Annotated in this window: 11 protein-coding genes and 1 riboswitch; of the genes, 2 read left to right on the forward strand and 9 right to left on the reverse strand. The window is 32.3% G+C overall.

Annotation, left to right across the window (positions count from 1 at the left end; translation table 11 throughout):
- Positions 1-87: 87 nt before the first annotated feature.
- From KTC94_RS03445 to KTC94_RS03470, 6 genes are all read right to left on the reverse strand, one after another.
- Positions 88-1,101 (reverse strand): alpha-hydroxy-acid oxidizing protein, encoded by a 1,014-nt coding sequence (locus KTC94_RS03445; protein ID WP_216303555.1) that lies wholly within the window; start codon positions 1,099-1,101, stop codon positions 88-90.
- A gap of 12 nt (positions 1,102-1,113) precedes the next feature.
- Positions 1,114-1,575: a DUF523 domain-containing protein gene (locus KTC94_RS03450; protein ID WP_165413608.1), complete on the reverse strand. Its 462-nt coding sequence runs from the start codon at positions 1,573-1,575 to the stop codon at positions 1,114-1,116.
- 14 nt (positions 1,576-1,589) lie between these two features.
- Complete coding sequence (locus KTC94_RS03455; protein ID WP_216303557.1) at positions 1,590-3,956, reverse strand: endonuclease MutS2; 2,367 nt, start codon at positions 3,954-3,956, stop codon at positions 1,590-1,592.
- Between the two features lie 50 nt (positions 3,957-4,006).
- A complete protein-coding gene (locus KTC94_RS03460) occupies positions 4,007-6,385 on the reverse strand; it encodes a DUF3656 domain-containing protein (protein WP_220319735.1) in 2,379 nt (792 codons plus the stop codon).
- 145 nt (positions 6,386-6,530) lie between these two features.
- Positions 6,531-7,544: a WG repeat-containing protein gene (locus KTC94_RS03465; RefSeq protein ID WP_216303559.1), complete on the reverse strand. Its 1,014-nt coding sequence runs from the start codon at positions 7,542-7,544 to the stop codon at positions 6,531-6,533.
- A gap of 26 nt (positions 7,545-7,570) precedes the next feature.
- Positions 7,571-8,329: an exodeoxyribonuclease III gene (locus KTC94_RS03470; protein ID WP_216303560.1), complete on the reverse strand. Its 759-nt coding sequence runs from the start codon at positions 8,327-8,329 to the stop codon at positions 7,571-7,573.
- A 392-nt stretch (positions 8,330-8,721) separates the two neighbouring features.
- Between KTC94_RS03470 and KTC94_RS03475 the strand changes: the two genes are divergently transcribed.
- Positions 8,722-9,039: a hypothetical protein gene (locus KTC94_RS03475; RefSeq protein ID WP_220286805.1), complete on the forward strand. Its 318-nt coding sequence runs from the start codon at positions 8,722-8,724 to the stop codon at positions 9,037-9,039.
- Positions 9,040-9,211: 172 nt separating this feature from the next.
- On the opposite strand, the gene KTC94_RS03480 is transcribed toward KTC94_RS03475, so the two are convergent.
- Positions 9,212-10,702 (reverse strand): Na+/H+ antiporter NhaC family protein, encoded by a 1,491-nt coding sequence (locus tag KTC94_RS03480; protein WP_216303562.1) that lies wholly within the window; start codon positions 10,700-10,702, stop codon positions 9,212-9,214.
- Positions 10,703-10,933: 231 nt separating this feature from the next.
- Between KTC94_RS03480 and KTC94_RS03485 the strand changes: the two genes are divergently transcribed.
- Positions 10,934-11,758, forward strand: a complete 825-nt coding sequence (locus tag KTC94_RS03485; RefSeq protein WP_216303563.1) for an MBL fold metallo-hydrolase — start codon at positions 10,934-10,936, stop codon at positions 11,756-11,758.
- Between the two features lie 113 nt (positions 11,759-11,871).
- Here KTC94_RS03485 and KTC94_RS03490 read toward each other — a convergent pair whose 3' ends face one another.
- Both KTC94_RS03490 and KTC94_RS03495 read right to left on the reverse strand, forming a co-directional pair.
- Positions 11,872-13,269 (reverse strand): NCS2 family permease, encoded by a 1,398-nt coding sequence (locus tag KTC94_RS03490; protein ID WP_216303564.1) that lies wholly within the window; start codon positions 13,267-13,269, stop codon positions 11,872-11,874.
- Between the two features lie 110 nt (positions 13,270-13,379).
- Positions 13,380-13,481: riboswitch (purine riboswitch) on the reverse strand.
- Positions 13,482-13,617: 136 nt separating this feature from the next.
- Positions 13,618-16,884 carry an SNF2 helicase associated domain-containing protein gene (locus KTC94_RS03495; RefSeq protein ID WP_369811894.1) on the reverse strand — a complete coding sequence of 1,089 codons (3,267 nt, stop codon included), beginning with the start codon at positions 16,882-16,884 and terminating at the stop codon, positions 13,618-13,620.
- Positions 16,885-16,925 lie beyond the last annotated feature (41 nt).

A 16,925-nucleotide genomic window follows, 5' to 3' on the forward strand; every position in this document is an offset into this window, starting at 1 on the left:
TGTGAAGCTCTGCAGGAGATGATTTAATCTACTAAAAGGAGTAGAGAATTAAAAAGATCACAATATTTCAGTGACCTTTTAATAAATTTAATATAAAATTCTATTATTAACATTTTGTATAGATTTACACCCTGTAAGCACCATAGCTGATTTTAATTCACCTCTAAGGTAATCAATATAAGATTTTACGCCTTCAGCCTTGCCTCCAAATGATGCGGTTACAAATGGCCTCCCAATAAGTACCGCGTCTGCACCTAGTGCTAGCATTTTAAGTATATCTGCTCCACTTCGAACTCCACCATCAGCTAAAATAATTACTTTACCCTTAACTTCCTTCGCAATTTCCGTAAGAACATCTGCTACACCCGGGGTTTGGTCTAATACTCTCCCACCATGATTTGACACTACAATTGCGGATACCCCTGCATCCACCGCAAGTTTTGCTTCGTCTGCTGTCATTATTCCTTTTAAAATAAATGGAAGCTTCGTTGATTCAACAATTTCTTTAATCTCTTCTACGGTTTTAGGCATAACTGGTTTGCCATGAAGTGCTAACGTAATAAGACCGCAAGCATCTATATCCATACCTATAGCAAATGCGCCTGCTTTTTCTGCTAATTTAATTTTTTCTATAACGTTTGCATTTTCCCAAGGTTTTATTATTGCAATGCCGTTTCCACCCTGTTTTTCTAATTCACAAAGATTAGTTGTAAAAAAAGAATCTACAGCAGTATCTCCCACCATTGGGATTATACCACCCTTAAGGCATCCACTAATAACCCAAGATATATATTCTTCTTCACTAAATTTACCACCCATGTTTAAAGTAGTTCCAGATACGGGAGCTGCAAATACAGGTATATCCATTTTTATTCCAAATAATTCTATAGAAGTATCTGGATTTTTTGCATCATGTATAGTTCTCATATTAAGTTTATAAGCTGCCAGTGACTCTATATTAATTTTAAAAGCATCCCCTGTTCCTTTTCCGCCCATTCCAGGTACCTCTCCAGCACAAGCTACTCCATTACATATAGGACAAACTCTACAGCTTTTGTTTAAATTCCCTCTAGCATCTTTTAAAACATCTTTATAATTCATTTTATTTCCCCCTTAGTTATAATCTAAATCATCTAGATTTTCTTCTGTAAAAACTTTTATACCCCTGGATAATAATAACTCCGCAGTAACTCCATTACCTTTTTTTTTGGTTCCACTAAAAGTTCCATCGTATATTTGGGGAGTTCCACAAGAAGGACTTCGTGCTTTTAAAATAGCAATACTAGCTCCAACGTTTTGTGCAATTTCAAGAGTTTCATAAGCCCCTTTTATAAACTTTGCAGTTACATCATCATCCTCTGGCCCAAGAATTCTAGCTTTACCTTCTAGCACATCTCTACCATTCCCGTTTACAATTTCATGAGGAGCCCTAGGGGTTTCTTGTCCCCCTAACTGTTCTGGGCAAACAGGCATAACTTTTCCTTCTTTCAATAGTTTAAGCACCCTTAAATCTAAATTATTGCCACCATTATATTTACAATTAACTCCACATAAACAAGCACTTGCAATAATCATATCATAACCATCCTTTATTTTAGTTCTACTACAGTAACTCCACTACCGCCTTCACCGTAATTTCCCAATCTATATGTTTTAACATGGCCATGCCTCTTTAACATATCTGTAATAGCTTTTCTTAAAACTCCTGTCCCCTTGCCATGAATAATTGTAGCTTCTTTAAGTCCTCCTAAACAAGCTTCATCTAAATATTTATCAACAGTATAAAGAGCTTCCTCCGAATCCATACCTCTTAAATCTACAGAAGTTGACACATTTCTTATATTTAGCTTCATTTCTCTCTTAATTATCTTTGCCTTTTTCTTATCTTCCTGCGTAAGCTTTGATTCTCTCAGATCACCCACTTTGACATTTATCTTCATAATGCCAGCTTGAACCTGCACCTCACCCTTTTTATCAGGTTTTGAGATTACAATAACCTTTTGGTTAAGAGATGGTAAATATACTTCCTGACCTTGTTTTACATTTTTTAATTTTTCTCCTAGTTCGTCATTGCTTTTTTCTACATGTCTATCTAATGTTTCAAGCTTATTTTTAATTTTCATTCTTTCCTCTTCAAGCTTTTGCCTTGCTTCAGAGGAATATCCAAGCTTTTCAAGTTGTCTCATGTTTTTAAGAATGACATCTGATTCTTCCTTGGCATCTTTTATAAGTCTCTTTGCTTCCCTTTGAGCTTCATACATTGCATTTTCTCTAATGTTTTCAAGTTTATATAATTTTTCCTGGTATTTGTCTTTTAACTTACTAGCTTCTAGCTTCAAAGCTTCAGCTTCCCTAGCATCACGCTCTGCCTTTATGCTCTTTTCTTGCAAACTTTGAACTAATTCTTCAAACTCTAATGTATCTTTAGAAATATTCTCTTTTGCATTTTTAATAATGTAATCTGGGAGACCTAGTCTCTTAGATATTTCAAAAGCATTTGATTTACCTGGTACTCCAATTATCAGTCTATATGTTGGGCTTAACGTGTCTACATTAAATTCTACAGAAGCATTTTCAACCCCTGTAGTTTTTAAAGCATATCCTTTTAATTCACTATAATGGGTAGTCGCAACTACTTTTGTACCTCTTGCCCTTAAATTTTCGAGAATCGAAACAGCAAGTGCTGCTCCCTCTGTAGGATCTGTTCCAGCTCCTAATTCATCAAATAGAGCTAGAGATTTTATATCTGCTTTTTCAATTATATTTACTATATTTGCCATATGGGAAGAAAAGGTAGATAAGCTTTGCTCTATGCTTTGCTCGTCACCTATATCTGCGAAAATCTCATGAAAAAAGCTTACCATGGACCCTTCTCTAGCTGGAATTAAAATCCCACTCATAGCCATTAACTGAATTAAGCCTACAGTTTTTAAAGTTACTGTTTTACCCCCGGTATTGGGTCCTGTTATTACTAGTGAAGTAAATTCTCCTCCTAAATAAATATTACTAGGTACTACAACCAACGGATCTATCAAAGGGTGCCTTGCTTCAATTATATCTATTACTCCCTCTTCATTAACCCCTGGAATAATAGCATTAATTTCTATTGCATACCCTGCCTTTGCAAAAATAAAATCTAATTCCCATACTATATTTGCATTGTTACCAACAATATTTATATTTTCATATATCTTATAGGATAATTCAGCCAAAATTCTTTCAACCTCAGCCTTTTCCTTTAGCATAATTTCCTTAATTTCATTATTTAGGTTCACTAAACTCATTGGCTCAATGAATAGTGTAGCCCCTGAAGAACTCTGATCATGCACAATTCCTGGCACACTGCCCTTATGTTCTATTTTAACAGGAATTACGTATCTATCCCCTCTTATAGTATAAAGGCTTTCTTGAAGATATTTTGCATTTGATCTAACTAGTGAAGTTACCTTATCTTTTACTGAAGCATTTTTCTCTTTTAAAGATTTCCTTAAGCTAAAAAGCAAACTACTAGCCCTATCAGAAATTTCTTCATCACTAATTATTGCTATAAAAATTTCATCTTCTAATTTTTTTATTGGGACAATCCCAATACATATATCTTCTAAAACTCTAGAGGACTGCTCATCTGACTTGTTACCAACATAATTTTGAAATAATCTAGCACACCTAAGCATTTGCGCTATCCTCAAAAGCTGCGTTGGCATAAGTGATGCTGCTTTTGATGCCCTTATTATTGCAGATCGAACATCATATATACCTTCAAATGGTGCACTTCCTTTTTTTGATAAAAGCAGTAATGCCTCATTAGTTTCCTGTAAGTGTTCTTTTACTTCATAAATATTAGTGTAAGGCTCCAAACCCTCTATAAGGTCTTTACCTGCCGTAGTGTGCGTGTATGCTTTGATTTTTTCTTTAATTTTATAGTATTCTAAAACCTTTAATGATTTTGTATTCATAATAATTCACCATCTTTCCTTTGTTAAAAAATTTAAACGCCTACTATTATTTATTCGACTCCTCTTTTATAGTGCCCTCTAGTATAATTTTTAAATTCTCCTTGCCATTCTTTATTGATATAATTTCTAAGAACCTCTATAGTTTCCTCATAATTTTCATGGATAAAATCTAATCTAAAAGAGGAAATATTATTTTTCTTTATTTCATCCATATTTGAGATCAAATTCACAGGCACATTGTTATAAATATAGCTTCTACAATATTTGTCAGTATCAATACTAAATTCTGCGCCCATTCTATCTTTAAGTGTATACAATCCTATGATGCATTTCTCTTTGCAGGTATTATTATCACTCTTGTTTCCAAAAACGCTTCCTATAGCACAATATTCACTAACCATAAGCTCATATTTTCCGTAAATCATAATTTGCAGTGGCAAAGAACTTTTAGTTGCAATTTTCTTGATTTCCATTTGGTTTAACTCAGCACTAATACAAGTTCCCGTTAGAAAATCCTTGTAAAAATCTCCTGCATAGCTATTAAAAATATTCAATTTATAATCCCCAATTACAGTGATTTTTTTATTAAATCTACTAATTATTCCTAGATTAGCCGTAATAATACCTTTTAATTTACCTAAGTTATTCTCAATAAATTCACAAATACTTTCAAATTCTTCTTTGATAATATTGGGAACCTTAAAATAAATATTTACATCATACTCATTAAAGTTGATGTTACATCTTCTCATAAAAGGATTTATAGCAATATTATCAAAACCCATTTCAAGTACCGCTTTTAATTGCTCTTCATTTGTTACATATATAAGTGTCTCAGGTATAATGTTATTTTTATTCTCATTAAATTCTAAATAATTCTTTTCTCCCTGTAGGCTAAGTCCTTTATTGTAATTAATCTGCACATTATTTTTTTCTCTTTTATATTTTGCTATTATATAATTTTGAACGTCATCTATTAATTCTCGCCTAACTAAATTCAATGTTGCCATTGGCACAAAACCTTCTTCAAAGCTTTCAAAATTCACTTCATTTATTTTGAAAGGAGTATCTCCTGTTTTAGATAGATTTTTGGTTATACGTTCTCTTTCAAGTGGTTTATTTAAAGCTTCTTGAACAATATCTCCCTTAACATTAAAGCCTTTTCCCATATAACTTGTACTTATACTTAAAGGCTTATTTGTGGCGAACTCAATCGAAAGATTTATTTCTATTTTCCTCTTAAATTTATCCTTATACCTATTTGAAAGATCATCCATTAACTTAACATCAGAAATTTTGTATAAAAAGTCTCCAGCTTTAAATTTAGCTGGTTTTAATAAAACTCTATCGGAGGTCACTGCATTTTCGACCTCTATTCCATTCTTTATTATTTTTGAAATAGCAAACCCATCCTCTAAAAACATTACACCATCTTTTAATGCTACATTCTCTAAAAGTGTTACTGACAAATCATCATTTGCGATGCCTATTGGTAGCCCAGAATTTTTAGGCACTTTATATGCCATCATATCTTTTCCTTTATTACCATATAGGTAAGCTTTTGAAAACCCTTCTCTATTAAATAATTGTGTTAAAACTTTAGTATCCTTATCTAATTTTTGTATTTTATTATTACAAATATTGTCCAGCGCTCGTCTATATATTTCCACAACACCTGCAACATATTCCGGTTTTTTCATTCTTCCTTCAATTTTTAGTGAAGACGTGCCACTTTTAGCTATATCTTTTAAGTTTTCTATTGTACAAGTATCTTTAGGGCTTAAAAGGTATGCCTTATACATTTTGTCAGTGTTTTTATCTGTTAGTGTATAAGGTAATCTGCAGGGTTGAGCACATCTGCCCCTGTTTCCACTCCGCCCTCCAATAATACTACTCATAAGACACTGTCCCGAATAACATATGCATAAAGCTCCATGAACAAAAACTTCTGTTTCCACTTTTAAAGTGTTAGATATGTAATCAATTTCTTTTAAACTAAGCTCTCTTGAGAGAACTATCCTAGTAAATCCCATCTCTTTTAAAAACAAGGCAGCTTCGCCATTATGAATCGTCATCTGTGTGGACGCATGAAGCTCAAAATCAGGAAAATTATTTCTTATTAAGTATATTAATCCTGTATCTTGAACAATCAGTGCATCTACTCCTACACTATATAAAAAGCCTACATACTCCATAATTTCTTTTAATTCGTTATCCTTTAGTAATGTGTTTAAAGTAACATATACTTTAACTCCATAAATATGACAGTAATCTACTGCCCGAGCGAGGTTCTCATTATCAAAATTAAAAGCATAAGCTCTTGCTGAGAATTTACTTCCTCCTATATAAACTGCATCTGCCCTCATTTGCACTGCTGCATATACGCTTTCCATACTTCCAGCAGGGGCTAGTAATTCAATCTTTTCCATTTACATCTCTCCTAATTAGTGTTGTAAGTCTTATTATACAGTAAATGTTGTCATCAATACAACAAAACCTCCACTGGATTTCCAGTAGAGGTTTCAATACTTATTTAATTATAATAGACTTAAGAAACTTCCATTCATTAAAATTTTATGATTGTAATTTCCAAACATATTCCCCTAATTTATTAACATATCCAATTCTTTTACCTAATTCAACCCTTGCAATTCCACCAATAAATTCATATGCTTCTTCAAAACTTGGCTCTATAACTATTTCCCCAACGCAATCTATGTAACCCCACTTTTCTCCTATTTGAGCTGCTATTAAACCTTCACTCATAATATCTACATCTTCAAACTTAGTGGGTATTATAATGCTTCCATTTTTATCAATGCAACCATATTTTTCATTCTCACAAATTACAGCTATGCCTTCATAGAAACTATCTGCCCATTGAAACTTAGGTTTTATAATAAGCTCGCCGCTGCAATCTATATAGCCGTATTTTTCCCTCATTTCAACTGGTGCGAGTCCATCATTGAACTCCCCACAAACATTATATCGAAGGGGTATAATTATTTCTCCCTTATTGTTTATATAGCCATACTTTCCATTAGCGCAAACAGATGCCATCCCATCGTTAAATGCATGGGCATACTCATAGATCGCATCTATTATAACTTTTCCATATTTATCAATATAAGCTATTCTACCACCTATTTGCACTGCTGCTAACCCTTCACTAAAGTCGCTTGCATCTAAAAAGTTTACCGGCACTATTTCCGTACCTTCAGCATCTATATATCCCCACATATATCCATTCTTTACTGCTGCTCTTCCCTCCATAAAGTAGTTAGCTTCATCATATTTAGGCTCAACGATAATTTCACCGTTTAAATTAATATAGCCTTTCTTTCCTTCCAACTTTATTACTGCAGATCCTTCGCTAAACTGTTGAACTTCATCATATTTAGGTTCTATTACAACCTCTCCAGCTTTATTAATAAATCCATACTTTTCCTCTATTCCAATTATGGCTAGTTCGCCTTCAAACTCCTCAGCATAATTATATTTACATTCTATAACTACATTGCCTTCCTTATCTATATACCCATACCTTTTTTTTGATTTCACAGGATATAATGTTTTCTCATTCTTCATACTATAACTTCCTTTCTTATATATATCTATAAAATAATGCTCACAGGACAATGATCCGATCCTAAAACATCATTTAAAATATTAGCTTCTTTTAATTCACTTACTAACTCCTCAGTTACAAAAAAATAGTCAATTCTCCATCCTACATTTTTTTCTCTAGCCTTAAATCTATAACTCCACCAAGAATATTTGGTTTCTGCCCCGTGGAGATATCTAAAAGTATCAACATAACCATATGATATAAATTTATCCATCCAAGCTCTCTCTACCGGTAAGAACCCTGAATATTTTTCGTTTGCTTTTGGATTTTTAAGATCTACTTCTTTGTGTGCAGTATTGTAATCCCCACAAATAATTAATTTTTTCCCTTTTAGTTTAAGCGTCTCACAGTAGGAGAGCAGTGCATCATAAAAGTCCATTTTATAATTTAACCTTTCTTCATCTCTCTGCCCATTAGGAAAATATATGTTAAATAGAGTAAACTTTTCAAACTCAGTTATTAATATTCTGCCCTCACTATCAAATCTTTCTATTCCAATACCGTACGTAACAGATATTGGTTTTTCCTTAGTGTAAGTAGCTACACCACTATACCCCTTTTTCTCCGCACACGAAAAATATGAGTAATAACCTTTTATATTTTTAAGCTCCTCAACTATTTGGTTTTCTTGGATTTTAGTTTCTTGAACACATAAAATATCTGGCTGTTCTTCTTTAATCCATTCAATAAATCCTTTATTTTTTATAGCTCTTATGCCATTTACATTCCATGAATAAATTTTCATAAAAAAAACTTCCTTCTACAGTTATTTCATACAAGTGCATTACCTATATAATTTTCATATATTCTTTATTTAATATATCATATTATTGAATATTATTGAATTATTTATTTAGCTATGCCTATCAACAAGTATTATATCCTAATTTCGCTATAATTAAATCATCTCCTGCGGAGCTGCAACAGCTTCACAGAAGCTGCATTGACGACTTCAGAAGGAGATTTATACTCCCACTAAAGTTTTCTATTTGTTAGGTTATGTAACTCCCGCTTATAGAAGTGGGAGACTTTCCTTCTAAAATGTCGTTAAAAATTGCTTTTTAGTAAAAATACACACAATTACTATCACCTTTATGATTAAATCTGAATATTATTATAATGAAAGGGGGTTTATACATGAATTCTATAGAAAGATATGTTGGAAGCAAAGAAGAGTTTTACTTTTTCCTAAAAGATGAAGTTATAAGATTATTCAAAGACAAACTCAAAATAGACGGAACCCGTGTTTTAATACCTGACAATGAAGAATTAGGTTATGAATTTAAATTTGTTAGGGACGAAAATTATGGTGATTTCTCAATTAAAGTTAAATGGGGACAAAAACCAGAAAAAAACGAAGATTTCGAAGAAAATTTCCAAGAAAATTTTCAAGAAGACTCCGAAGAAGATTCAAAAATGATTATAGATAAACATTTTACCATGAATAACTATTAAATTATTTATCAACTAGTATGTTTATATAAAATTTTTCTTTTCCTCAATTTAACGACTTCAGCTCCGCAGGAGCTAATTTAAGCAAATTCATTATTTTTTTGATATTTAATAAAAACACTATATTGTATATTTACAATATAGTGTTTTATTACATATTATTAAAACTTTACATTTAAGCAGATAATTCATCTTTACTATCCATCTTAATATTTTTCTTTAATCTAACATTGGGTTCAGTCGGCAATTTAAATAATGGTATAAATCTATCTAGTCCTGTTATAGTAAGTAGTAATAATGAACCTACTGCCACCATAGCCATAAAGTTATATCTTATTATATCAAGAGGTACAAACTTGTGAAGTGGATAAACTGATGAAGCTATCCCCATATAAAAAGCTATATATACATGCCATGGAATAAGCTGTGACCCAAATACACCAAGCGCATCACCGAAAGTAGCATTTCTTAAACGTAATGTATACATATCTTCTTCGCTACCCTCTACGTTATCTTCAAGTAAATTTTTGATTATTGGTCCAACTGTTACTATTTGTGCCATTTCATCTGCTAATGCAGCATTACCTAAAATTGACAACATTCCATTCCAAAACATAAGTTGGCGTACATTTTTTGAAATTTTAGAAACTAATCTTGATAACGGAGCAAATGCATCCATTTTACCCATGATGCCTCCAAAGGCACCAACCCACATCATCATGACAATAACCCATGAACCTGCATCTGCGAAACCTATTTTCATTAATCCTAAAAATTGAGGTACAGATTCTACTGTTCCCGCTGTCAATCCAAGGATTAAAGATGTTATTATTCCAAGCCCTAAACATGCAAGTGTTGGAAGTCCTTTAATTGCTACTACAAGTACAACCAATAATGGAATTACCATATAATATGGAACCCCGGTTTTAACTTGATTTAAAAGTTCAACTGCTGAAGGTCTAGCTTTTTCAAGTGATACCCATACATCTTTTGGAATTTTATCTATTGCATCCGCTGCATTACCAATTACTGTTGGAAGTCCCATTCCAACGCTTACAGCATAGAACATAATTGCAGTTATTGTTAAACATATTAGTGACCAAACACCTTGATGCCTTATTCTATCAATAACTTCCACTTTTTGAATACCTGAACTTACGACCGTTGTGTCAGAAATAAGCCCTATATTGTCTCCAAAACAAGCTCCACCAGCAATTGCTGCTGTAGTAAGTAATAAATTTCCTCCTACTATATGGTTTAGCCATAGAAAAATCGGAGCACAAGCTGCAAAGGTTCCCCATGAACTACCAGTTGCAACTGAAAGCACTGCCGTTACCATAAATCCTGTTACAGCTACAGTTCTAGCTGTTAATCCAAGTGTTAATGAGAAATTAATTATTGATGCACCCACTCCTGTTGACATAAAAGCCTCTGCCATTGCATAAGCTGCCATCAGTATAAAGAAAACTAATTGCATTTCTTTTACGTTATCCACCGCACCATCAACAATGTCATTAAATTTAAATTTACATACTAATGATGCTATTATAGCTGCGTAAATAGTTGCTATTGGTGCCGCTAGTAATGCATCCATTTTAGACATCATTAATCCTGCCATTAAAAATACTGGTGATATTTTTAGTAAAGCGTTTAAGAAGCCAATCATGTATAAGTCCCCCTTTTTTGATTCCGTTTACATAAATAATAGAATACATATATAATATATAATGTACACACTTTCTTGTGTACATTATATATTATATATTATATTAGTTCAATTGTTTTTTATTTAGTAATTTAATACATATATATATATAATATAGCAGGTTATGTTATAATTAAATTAGATTTTTTAATCTTATTATAAAACGAATATATTAAAATTAAGAGGTATAAAATGAGCTTTAATAAATTCCCGAAAATCTTTAAATATATGTATGAATTACATCGTAGAAACTTTAAATTGTACTTCAATCCCATTAGTGTGCCATCGTATGAGCCCGTAGTAACAAATTCTATTCATTGGGTAGGCCATGCTACTGTAGTTATTAATTTAAGTGGTAAGGTTATAGTAACTGACCCTGTAACTAGTATATATCTTGGTCAATTAAAAAGATTAGTTAAACCATCTTTAAACTTAGCCTCCATTAATATTGATTATATATTGCTGTCTCATGGTCATATGGATCATATGAATTACTCCACTCTAATGAAACTAAATAAAAGTGCTATAATTATTGCTCCTAAAAACCTAAAGGTTCCTTTAAGACTTTTAGGTTTTAAAAGTATAATTCTTCTAAACAATGATGAAACGTATAATGATAATCACATAAAAATAAAGGCTTTAAAAGCAAATCATGATGGTAGACGTTATCCTTGGGGAGCTGAAGCTGAGAGCAATTCCTATATAATTGAAAGTAGTTCAAAAAAGATTTTTTTTGCTGGTGATACTGCATATACTGATACATATAAAAATTTAATAGCAGATGTTGCTATCATGCCTGTAGGCTGCTATAAACCTGATGAGTTTCAAGAAATGCATTGTACTCCTGAGCAGAGCTTTAAAATGTTTAAAATGACAGAAGCTAAAATCATGATCCCAGTTCATTATAAAACCTATATTTTAGCTCAGGATGAAGATGAGGTTACCTGTGATACTTTAAAAAGAATAAATGATGGAAGCATAAAAATTATTGATATCGGTCAAACTGTAAAATTATAATGATTTAAACAAAATAAAAAACAGGCACTAGAACTTTCAAATAAGTCTAGGCCTGTTTTTTTATAAACAAGAAGTTATATTTATGATATCTTTAATTAATTAACTATAACTTCTTAATCCGGTAGATAGATAAATCTTAAAATAAATAACGCTGCAAGCACATAAACTATTGGATGAACTTCTTTCCTTCTTCCTGTGCTAACCTTAAGTATAGGGTAAAATATTATTCCCGCCGCTATACCATTAGCTATGCTATAGCTAAAAGGCATTATAGCCATAGTAAAAAAAGCTGGAAGTGCTTCTGTAAAATCATCAAAATCTAATTTAGTAACTGCACCCATCATAAGGACTCCAACCATTATAAGCGCAGGTGCTGTTGCTTCTGGTGGCACTATCCCAACTATACCTGCAAAGAATAAAGAGAATAGAAATAAAACGCCTACCACGCAAGATGTTAACCCAGTTCTTCCTCCTTCAGCTATGCCCGCAGTAGATTCAACATAAGTTGCCATAGTGGGTGTACCAATACAGGCACTTATAGTTGTTGCGATAGCATCTGATAAGAGCGCTTTTCTCATATTTCGAACTTTTCCATTTTCATCTAACATCTGGGCTTTTTCTGCTGTTCCAACCAAAGTACCAATTGTATCAAATAAGTCTACTAAACTAAAAGTTAAAACCACCATAATTATGCTAGTTATCGCTCCTATAACACCTGCTCCTCCAGCTCCTAAAAGACCCTTAAAGTCAAAAGCCATAAAAGTTGGAGCAATGGATGGTGGTGTACTTAAGAGCTTTATTCCAGCTAAATTTGTTATACCCATAGGTATTCCAATTATTGTCGTTGCGATTATTCCAATAAGCATAGCTCCTCTTACATTTCTAGCCATTAAAATTGCTGTTATAATTATACCGATAATTGTAAGAGCAGCGTGTGGATTTGTGAATTCACCAAAACTTATAAGAGTTCCTGGATTCGGAACTACTATGCTTCCAGTTTTAAAACCTATTAACGCAATAAATAATCCTATACCACCGCAAATAGCTATCTTGAGATTTGCTGGTAGCGCATCTACTATTTTTTCGCGTATTGAAGTAACCGTAATTATTATAAATAAAATTCCAGAAATAAATACAGCTGCTAAAGCCTGATTCCAAGTATAGCCGAGTGTTAAGCATACACTATATGTAAAGAAAGCACATAATCCCATACCTGGTGCAATTGCAAAAGGTAAATTTGCATAGGTACCTATTAAAATAGTACCAATTCCAGAGCCTACACATACTGCTGTAAAAATTGCTCCTACCACAGGGTCATTTGTTGCTGTAAAAACTGCAGCACCATCGCCCTTTATTCCAGGAAGATTCATACCACTAAACTTTAAAATATTAGGAATTACTAATATAGTATATGCCATAGTAATAAAGGTAGTAACACCCGCTAATATTTCGGTCCTAACGTTTGAATTATTTTCTTTGAGTTTAAAAAATGATTGCAAAAATGATTTCATGCCATTTCCTCCTAGGTAAAATATAATGTTGAATTTATAAATCCTTATTAAGCAAAAAAAAAATGCCCATGGATAGGATTAATCCACGGGCATAATTTCAGTAAAAATCTTTACTTATAGGATTAATCCATAGTTAGAAGGTTAATGGCCTTCTAGTAGAAACTCTTGAACCTTATTATCAAGATTATACGGATTATTATTATTCATTTTTCAAAATAATAACATTCATTTCTACATAAGTCAACATTTTTTTCGTTTTTTCACTAAAAATCCCAATATTATTTCCCCATAGCAAGATACTACTTAATAAATTTATTCAGTTAAATCATCTCCTGCGGAGCTGCATTATTAAACAAATAGATCTTCAATTTCATTTTGGCTCATCTGAGAAAGAAATAATTCTGCTCCTGTTTCATCATTAATAACGCTTTCAACAATTTGTTTTTTCTTTTGTTGCAACTTAAATATTTTTTCTTCTATAGTCCCTCTTGCTATTAATTTTATCACCTCTACTGTCTTCTTTTGCCCAATTCTATGAGCCCTATCTGTAGCTTGAGACTCCACAGCCGGGTTCCACCAAGGGTCAAAGTGTATTACCATATCTGCACCTGTAAGGTTTATACCCGTACCCCCAGCTTTAAGAGAAATTAAAAATACCTGTGTGTCTCCTTCATTGAAGGTTTTTACCATTTCTACTCTTTTTTCTGCCTTAGTAGAGCCATCTAAATACATGTACTTTATCTCTTTAGGATCTAACCTCTTAGAAATGTTTTTAAGCACCCTAGTAAATTGAGAAAATATTAATATTCTATGACCTTCTTCTAAGCTATTTCCTAAAATTTCATCTAGAGCTTCCATTTTACCGCTACCCCCAACATAGTCCTCTATAAAAGTAGAAGGGTCGCAACATATCTGTCTTAGCCTTGTTAAAATTGACAGTACTTTAAACTTGCTTTTATTAAACCCTTTCGCCTTAATATCTTCTTCTAGTTCTCCCTTTGCATCCTTTAAATAGGCTAAATACACCTTTTTCTGCTGCTCCGTCATTTCTACTGAAATTCTATGTTCTATTTTAGAAGGCAAATCTTTTGCAACCTCTAATTTAGTCCTTCTAAGTATAAATGGTTTTACATGATTATTTAGTTCTTGTAGCGCTTCATGACTTCCATCCTTCACAATTGGCGCTTCGTATTTTTTTGAAAAAGCACTATGATTTAAAAGATAACCTGGCATTATAAAGTCAAAAATTGACCAAAGCTCCGTAAGAGAATTCTCAATAGGCGTTCCTGTAAGTGCGAATTTACTTATAGCATTTATACTTTTCACAGAATGTGCATTTTGCGAATTAAAATTCTTAATATACTGTGCCTCATCTAAGAAACAATATCTAAATTTTATCTTTTGATAGTCCTCAAGGTCTCGCCGTATAAGTGCATATGATGTAATAATCACATCAGTCTCATCAATGCTTTGTTTTTGTTGCACTCTTTGACTTTTATTTCCGGATATTACTATACAATTTAGTGATGGTGCAAATTTTTCTATTTCATCCTTCCAATTGTATACAACCGACGTAGGGCATACTACCAGGGATGGTTGCTTATTTTCATTTTCCTGCACTTCTGATTGAATAAATGCTATAGCCTCAAGTGTTTTACCCAGCCCCATTTCATCCGCTAGTATCCCTCCAAATCCACAACTTGCAAGCGTTTTTAACCACTTAAACCCTACCTTTTGGTAATCTCTCATTATACTATCTAAGGTTTTAGGAACTATTACTTTCAATTCTTTAATATCCTTAACAGTATTAACTAGGTCTCTAAATTTTTTATTTGTATCCACAAAATCCATTTGTTCTCGTTTTAATTTTTCTTCTATATATATGGCATTATATTTTGAAAGTAGAATTTTATTCTTCGCAATATCGCTATCCTTTATATTTAGATACTCTATCATTTGAGCAACTTTTAATAAATTATTTGAATCTAATAAAACAAAACTGCCGTTTTTAAGCCTATGATACTTTCTTTTTTCTCTTAAAGCTGAGAAAACATTACTGAGTTCAGTATTATCTACCCCCTCAATGCTAAAGCTGAATTCTAAAAGATTATCCTTATTAAGCTTTATATTCGACTTATATCCAGCATTTCCGTGCACCTTAATCTTCTTGAATTCTTCAGAATAATATACCTCCGCCACTTGCTGAAGCTTTTCCAGTCCTGAAACTAAAAACTCTAGAAGCTTTGCTTCATCTCGAATATCAAACCCCTTATTTGTACTAACAAAACCAAATTCAAGAAATTGATTTATGATACCCATTTCCTTCTCTATGTCTCTTATAAGTACTCTTCCCTCTTGTGCTTTGTTTTCTTTACTATTAAAAGGATTTATCTCAACCTCTCCATACTTGAAAGTTATGAACACCTCTACATTTTTAGACTTTTTTTCAAAATGAACAACCGCCTTAAGCTCTTCTATATAAAATTCTTTTTCTAATGATGTGTCTATGGCAACTCTATCACTTATCTTGTTTAAAGTTGGAAGTACAAATGATGCTACATCATCTTTCTCTTGTTCATAAAATTCTATGCAATTATTATTTTCCTCTTTAAATCTATTATAAAAAGGTAAATATGCGTCCCTTTGAGCAATAGGTGGCTGATATATTTCACCTTTATAGAAAAAGAATTCCCCATCATTGCTTATTGCAATAGGCATATCTTCTTTTTGCTGAAGTATAAATTTACTATCTTCTCTATTGATTTCGAATTCTAAGGGCATGGCTTTCTGCCTTATGTGTACATTAGTAAACGTTTCGCCTTTTATTACCACAGTTAGATCCCTATTGTATAAGCATTTAAATAACCTTTTAACCATGCTATCTGTAAAATAAGCTTTTTTACCAGACAGAAATTTCACTGTATTTCCCTTATATCTATTTGCAGCCCCAGCCACCGCTTCAAGTTCACTCGCTTCTTTAAAAAGTTCTATGATATTTAAATCACCTTCTTTAAATGAGTGCAAATAGGGATTGTATGTAAATTTTTTCCCAAACTCCATAGACTCAAAACTTTTATTATAGCAAATAAAAAATTCTTTTATGTTTTTAACTACGTATTGCTTATCCTCTCCAACCTTTAGACTCACAAAAGATTTTCGGTTATCACTATTAGGATCATGCTCATATTTTACATCTACATTTAGATATGATTTTATCCTTTGATCACCATTTATACTTTTAGTTATTTGTTTAATTAAACTATTTGTTTTAGCCATTCTTTTTGCTTTAATAATTTCGTCTTTCTCATAAAAATACTTTAATAATGTAGCCACTACATGCTTGCACATGCTCACCTCTCCATAATAACTATAACAATCATTACATTGACAATGATAACTTATAAAAGAATTACTATTATTAAAACTTGTGTCTACTTTATACCGAGTGAAATTTGTTGACTCCACATCTGAAGTTATCTTAGTTTCCCTGTAATCTTCCCGCTTCTTTATTTCTATATCAATATGCTTAACCTTATTACTTAAATAATACTCTGTTCCACTTTTATAAGAATCTTTATCACTGTGTTCTCGTATAATCTCTTCATTAATAGCAATCAAAAGTTTCACCCCATCGAGTTTTTTCTATTTTTATATAT

Source organism: Clostridium sp. CM028, from assembly GCF_030585565.1.
Classification (GTDB): domain Bacteria; phylum Bacillota; class Clostridia; order Clostridiales; family Clostridiaceae; genus Clostridium_AD; species Clostridium_AD estertheticum_B.